The sequence below is a fragment of the Marinomonas phycocola genome (assembly GCF_047525455.1).
Classification (GTDB): Bacteria; Pseudomonadota; Gammaproteobacteria; order Pseudomonadales; family Marinomonadaceae; genus Marinomonas.
Map to the genome: position 1 here is coordinate 163740 of NZ_JBLIXL010000007.1, position 6238 is coordinate 169977.

Annotated in this window: 5 protein-coding genes and 1 pseudogene; 4 read left to right on the forward strand and 2 right to left on the reverse strand. The window is 44.0% G+C overall.

Annotation, left to right across the window (positions count from 1 at the left end; all coding sequences use genetic code 11):
- Nucleotides 1-12: 12 nt before the first annotated feature.
- Nucleotides 13-804 carry an AraC family transcriptional regulator gene (locus ACMUMJ_RS07715; protein WP_414678239.1) on the reverse strand — a complete coding sequence of 264 codons (792 nt, stop codon included), beginning with the start codon at nucleotides 802-804 and terminating at the stop codon, nucleotides 13-15.
- Between the two features lie 185 nt (nucleotides 805-989).
- Here ACMUMJ_RS07715 and ACMUMJ_RS07720 point away from each other — a divergent pair, with 185 nt between their 5' ends.
- The 3 genes and pseudogenes from ACMUMJ_RS07720 to ACMUMJ_RS07730 all read left to right on the forward strand — a co-directional run bounded on the left by ACMUMJ_RS07720 (nucleotide 990) and on the right by ACMUMJ_RS07730 (nucleotide 3080).
- Nucleotides 990-2189: an MFS transporter gene (locus ACMUMJ_RS07720; protein WP_414678240.1), complete on the forward strand. Its 1200-nt coding sequence runs from the start codon at nucleotides 990-992 to the stop codon at nucleotides 2187-2189.
- A gap of 181 nt (nucleotides 2190-2370) precedes the next feature.
- Nucleotides 2371-2970, forward strand: a pseudogene (locus tag ACMUMJ_RS07725) (aldehyde dehydrogenase family protein).
- 23 nt (nucleotides 2971-2993) lie between these two features.
- Complete coding sequence (locus ACMUMJ_RS07730; RefSeq protein ID WP_414678245.1) at nucleotides 2994-3080, forward strand: hypothetical protein; 87 nt, start codon at nucleotides 2994-2996, stop codon at nucleotides 3078-3080.
- 91 nt (nucleotides 3081-3171) lie between these two features.
- Here the strand turns inward: ACMUMJ_RS07730 and ACMUMJ_RS07735 are convergent, their stop codons facing one another.
- On the reverse strand, nucleotides 3172-4005 hold the full coding sequence (locus ACMUMJ_RS07735; protein ID WP_414678241.1) for a LysR substrate-binding domain-containing protein: 834 nt from the start codon (nucleotides 4003-4005) through the stop codon (nucleotides 3172-3174).
- Nucleotides 4006-4204: 199 nt separating this feature from the next.
- Between ACMUMJ_RS07735 and sulP the strand changes: the two genes are divergently transcribed.
- A complete protein-coding gene (gene sulP, locus ACMUMJ_RS07740; protein WP_414678242.1) occupies nucleotides 4205-6016 on the forward strand; it encodes a SulP family inorganic anion transporter in 1812 nt (603 codons plus the stop codon).
- Nucleotides 6017-6238: the final 222 nt, after the last annotated feature.

The window sequence follows — 6238 nt, forward strand, 5'->3', positions numbered from 1 at the left end:
TGGCCAATTAACCTAAGAGAAATAGTTCTTCGGTGTGCATTCAAAAAACTGATGGAATGCATAGGTAAAAGCAGACGGCGAGCTGTAACCCACGTCTAACGCCACTTGCGTTACAGCGTCACCTTTTTCCAGCAATATCAAAGAATGTAATAATCGCATTCGTTGTCGCCATTCCTTAAAACCAATGCCTGTTTGAGACATGAAAATACGGCTTATTGTACGGCTGGAAACCCCAAGTCGGGCGGCCCATTCGTCCAAATTCAAATCATTACTAGGATTCATTTGAATCTCATCAACCAATCCAAGCAAGCGATCATCCTGAGGTATCGAAAGGGTCAGACCTTTGTCTTTTTGCGCGGTTAATTGATCCAATAACACGGTCAATAATCGAAAATCCATAGGACTCCACACCAAATCAACATCACAGCGTGCCACCACCTTTAGAATCAACTCTCTGATAAGAGGAGAGATATTCAGCACTTTGCTTTCCTCCCCCAGTGCCTTCACTTGGTCAGGACGAAAATACAAGCTACGAAACTTAGCACCGACAGGTGTAAAGGTTCTGTGTTCACAACCTGGGGGCAACCAAATGGCTTTATGAGGGGGGATAACAACCATCTTGTCGGCAAAGGTGACATTTAACAAACCACTAGAAGCGTACATCAATTGATACCACTCATGGCTGTGACGAACTCCTCTATGAGCCGGAGGCATATCTCTTTGATGCGCTACCACATATCGATCTGTCGCTTGTGATATTTGTATATTAGACTGAAGTAATGTTAAGCCTGTTCTGATATCCACATTCGCACTCCCGCTATTAGTACTTATACACAAGATAAGAAATCGTTCTGTAAATTACTTGATGCAATTAACTGAATCAACAAAAAGTCCGTTTAACGACATAAAATGACACTTCATAGAAAGTCAGACAGGTTTAACCTTGTTATCCTATGTTGTATTAATCAACACATATGGACACACCTAAAATGAAAACAACCTCTATCCCTGCTCCTGTACTGAAATCATGGCAAACACCCACGGTGTTATTAATGCTGGTCTCAATTATTGTGCCTATGTCATTTGCCACATGGCAGGCATTACTGAATAATTTTGTAATTGAAAAAGCCGCCTTTACCGGCGCTGAAATTGGTTTATTGCAAAGTGTCAGAGAGATTCCCGGCTTTCTTGCGTTCACCGCCGTGTTTGTTCTTTTGTTTCTTAGAGAACAATTTTTTATGGTGCTTGCGCTGATTATGCTCACCCTTGGTGTCGCGATCACAGGCTTCTTTCCATCCGTGGGTGGTTTGCTCTGCACAACCCTACTGATGTCCATTGGCTTTCACTATTTTGAAACGCTCAAACAATCGCTTTCATTGCAGTGGCTCAGCAAAGAAGAAGCGCCTGAAATTCTTGGAAAACTTATTTCAGTTGGCGCTCTCGCTTCGTTAGTTACCTATGCGTTTTTATGGTGTGCCTTAGAAATACTGCAATTGGATTTTATGTGGATTTATCTCATTGCGGGCTCGCTTGCGTTGGCTTTGGTGGCGTTTATTTGGCTTGCCTTCCCTCAGTTTGAAAGCAAAACCGTACAGAATAAAAAGCTAATTTTAAGAAAACGCTATTGGTTGTATTACGCACTGGTGTTTATGAGTGGTGCAAGAAGGCAAATATTTGTGGTGTTTGCTGGTTTTCTAATGGTTGAAAAGTTTGGTTATTCAGCGGCTGACATTACCTTATTATTCTTGATTAATTACGCCTTTAATTGGCTATTTGCAAAGAAAATTGGCCGTATCATTGGCATAGTCGGTGAGCGCAATGCACTGATCTTTGAATACCTTGGTCTCATTCTCGTCTTTGTTAGTTATGCGTTTGTTGAACAAGCCGAATGGGCGGCTGGCTTATATGTGGTTGATCATTTATTTTTTGCTTTAGCCATTGCCATTAAAACCTATTTCCAAAAAATCGCCGACCCAGCGGACATCGCATCCACCTCTGGTGTGTCGTTTACCATTAGCCACATTGCGGCTGTCGTGATTCCCATTACGTTTGGTTTGTTATGGCTGGTGTCCCCTGCCGCCGTATTCCTTGCAGGTGCCGCCATGGCCGTCGCGTCATTGGTGCTGGCATTTAACATCCCAGACGCGCCGAAACCTGAGAACGAAGTAAGACTGTTTAAGTGGTCTTAACGACCGATTGACCGTGCTGCTGTTTTTCCACAGACCTAATGTTTGGTGATCATCAAACATTAGGTTGATCGCTTTTCATTGCGCCTTTCCTTTAAGTCCTTCTATGATAGGGCATAACCTATTCACCCTGTTTCCAAGGCAGTGGCTCTAACAAAATCGCACCTTATTATTGGAGAATTCAATGTCTGTATCAGCACAATTACTCAGTACCTTTACACACCCTGAGCTGATTCATCATCAGTCTTATATCAATGGCCAATGGGTTGATGCGCTTTCAGGCGATACCTTTGCAATAACCAATCCGTCCACGGGTGAGCATTTAATTGCTGTGGCCAACGTCGGTTCCATAGAAACCAATAATGCCATTGACGCGGCTCAAGTTGCGCTTACAACATGGCGCAACGTGTTACCAAAAGAAAGAACTCGTTTATTGCGTAAATGGCATCAATTAATTCTGGATAACCAAGAGGATTTGGCCAGGCTAATGACCTTTGAGCAGGGCAAACCGTTTGCCAGATCCAAAGGCGAAGTGCTGTATGGCGCGTCTTTTATAGACTGATTTGCCGACGAAGCTCGACGTTTATATGATGATGTGATTCCAACCTTTGCACAAGACAAACACTTATTAACGGTTAAGCAACCTGTTGGTGTCGTCACGGCCATCACGCTGTGGAACTTCCCCATTGCAACAATTACCCGTAAAACAGCACCAGCGTTAACCACAGGCTGCACCATTATCATTAAACCATCGGACGCCCCCCTTTCTGTGCCCTTGCGTTAGCCAAGCTGGTTCATCAAACAGGCATTCCAGCAGGAGTCATGAATGTGATTGTCGAGAAGAGTGCCACCGTCGAAGGTGCTATTGCGTCCAAATACCATAATGCGGGCTAAACCTGCGTCTGTGCCAATCGCATGTTGGTTCAAGCTGGCATTTACGATGCGTTCGCAGAAAAACTGACCACCGTCAACCACTCACAAAAAATCAGATCTTAGCGAGCAGGGATTTTATCAAACGGCTGTGTTCTCCTTGAGAATTGTAAGCAGCAAAAGCGTTCATTTCTATGATAGGGGCGTCGGTGACGAGGTGCAGCTTTCCAGTGGCGATTTCTTGTTGTACCATGACTTCGGGCAAATAGGCGGCTCCCCCGCTGTTGAGAATAAGATTCAAAGCGACTCGACCACTGTTTGCACGTACTCTGGCAAGTGGTCGCTGGGGAAAGTAGGATTCGTGCATCACGGCAAAGGCGGTGCCCCACTCAACCCGAATGTAGCCTTCTGACACAGCCAGCTCTGGCGAAATCCCTTGCCTGTCTGCGACCAAAATCATCGGTACATTGGCAACTTCATGTACCACTAAGCCCTTCATTGTCGGTGGCTCGTACATAAACCCCACATCAATCAGGCTTTGTTCGAGCTTTTCGACGACACGTAATGGCGTACTTTCTTCAGCTCGTAAACTCAAATCCTTATGAGAGGTATAAATGTCATTGAGCCAGTCTTGCACAAATATGTCCCACAGGCTTGAAACCCCCGCTACGACAAGTCTTTTATGTTGTCGTTGACTTAAGGCGGTGTCTTCGTAGGCCCTATCCCATGCATTTAAAATAAAATGCGCGTGTCGTTCCAATCCTTCGCCCGATGGCGTTAAGCTGATTTCATGATGTCGGCGAATAAATAACGATACCCCCATAATAGCTTCCAGTTGCTTGATCCTTGCACTCACGGTGGAAGAAGAAACACATAGGTTAACGGAGGCTTGGCCAAAGTTGCGGGTTTTAGACACTTCAATGAATGTTTTTAGCAATATCATGTCCATTTCAACATCCTATTTTTATGGCCGCAATGACCAATTAATTTTGTTTTTCATGCTGTTTAGTATCCCTTAAACTCCCCTACTAATGCAAAATTAACCGATCTTTCTTCGACTTATCGCATCACATTGCGGCTCTTACCTAAAAATAGATGTCTAAAACGAATGTGCAAAAAGACGAAGACGCTACCCAATGGAAAATGTGATGAATCGAAACACACACTCTTCGACAAAAAGCCTAGCAAATAAAATACAAAACTTGATGCCTTTTTTAATCTGGGGGAGAACCTTGACCAAGCAATCGCTTTTCGCGGATTTTCTTGCGGGGTTAACGGGTGCCATTGTTGTGTTACCGCAAGGGGTAGCTTATGCACTGATTGCAGGTTTACCCGCTGAATTTGGTTTGTATACCGCCATTGTCACGCCAGTAATTGCTGGATTATTTGGCTCTTCGTTGCATTTAATTTCTGGCCCCACCGCTGCTATTTCCATAGTGGTATTAAGCATTGTCAGCAGCGTAGTGCCGCAAGGAACAGAAGCGTTTATTCCCGTTGTGCTTACCTTGACCTTGCTTGCGGGGATTATTCAGCTGGGCATGGGCTTAGCGCGTATGGGCACTTTGGTGAATTTCATTTCTCATACTGTGGTCATTGGCTTTACAACAGGAGCAGCCATCCTGATTGCTACCAGCCAAATCAAACACGCATTTGGTATCAGCGTACCGTCAGGGTCATCATTTTTTGCAAGTTGGCAGGTTCTATTAAGCAATATTTCTACTACCAATCTGTATTCACTCACCATCGCCTTGGTCACCATTGCCACCACGTTAATAATTAAGAACATCAACCCCAAAATTCCAGCCATGTTATTCGGTATGATTATAGGCAGCGTTTTTTGCTTATTGATTAATGGCGCGGCGCATAAGGTGCCATTAGTGGGTGCTCTCTCTGGCGATTTGCCCATTTTATCCTTACCGGATTTATCTGGCAGTACCATCAGCAGCATCATTCCTGGTGCCATCGCCATTGCCATATTAGGCTTGGTGGAAGCTGTGTCGATTGCGCGAGCCATTGCCATTCGTTCAGGGCAACGTATTAACGGCAATCAAGAATTTATCGGGCAAGGTCTATCCAACATCGTTGGTAGCTTCTTTTCTTGTTACGCAGGCTCAGGCTCTTTTACTCGTACTGGGGTCAATTACGAGACTGGGGCAAAAACGCCGATGGCGGCGATCATTGCGGCACTGATTCTAGTCATTATTTTGATTGGCGCACCCAAAGTAACCGCTTACTTACCCCTTCCGGCCATGGCTGGAGCCATTTTATTGATTGCATGGAACCTTATCGACTCTCATCATATTTCTCAAATACTCAGAAGTAATAAACAAGAAGCCGCTATTTTGATCGTGACTTTTGTGTCTACCTTGGTCGTAGAGTTGGAGTTTTCCATCTATCTGGGGATGCTGTTATCGCTGATTTTCTATTTAAAACGCACTGCCAACCCTCGCATTATGGAAGTGGCGCCTAAGTCTCTTGAGCAAGGCACCGACCTACGCAGCATTTCTCGTTTCAATTTGTCTGAATGCCCTCAAATTAAAATTGTGCGGGTTGATGGCTCTATTTTCTTTGGGGCGATTGATCACATTCAAAAGACCCTTGCCGATTTGAGTGCTAACCTACCAGAGAAAACTCACCTGCTTATTATGTGTAATGGCATTAACTTTATCGACATTGCAGGGGCAGAAATGTTAATACAAGAATCGTCAAGAATGCGTAAACAAGGTCAATTCCTGCATTTTTGCGCTCTTAAAAACACAGTAAAAGACGAGTTATCCGCCAATAATTATTTAGAAAAATTAGGTGAAGAAAGCTTCTACCCAACTATTGATGACGCATTGTCAAATTTAGTTGCTCTGTTAAACATGAATGTGTGCAGTCGTTGTACGACTCGGGTGTTTTCTCAGTGTCCAAAAGTATCATCAACGAGACATTCAGAATTGATGAAGAACGTTAGCTGATCCAAAAATGCGACTACTGAAACCTTAATGCTGGCAGACAAAACCCAAATTGAGATACGCTGTGTATTACTCTCAAGGACGGTTGTTAATAAGCAAGCTCCTAAATTCAGATAATAAGTGCGACACTGCTAATCAGGTGTAGAAGAAGCCAACTGCTGAAGTGGGTACACTTCTTTTCACCACAAAACTAAGCAGTACCAACATGAATTATCAGCAGTTGAC

Excerpts from the sequence above, each read along its gene's own strand:
- ACMUMJ_RS07720 (WP_414678240.1), top strand. The coding sequence starts at position 990 with ATGAAAACAACCTCTATCCCTGCTCCTGTACTGAAATCATGGCAAACA.
- ACMUMJ_RS07735 (WP_414678241.1), bottom strand. The coding sequence starts at position 4,005 with ATGGACATGATATTGCTAAAAACATTCATTGAAGTGTCTAAAACCCGC.
- sulP (WP_414678242.1), top strand. The coding sequence starts at position 4,205 with ATGAATCGAAACACACACTCTTCGACAAAAAGCCTAGCAAATAAAATA.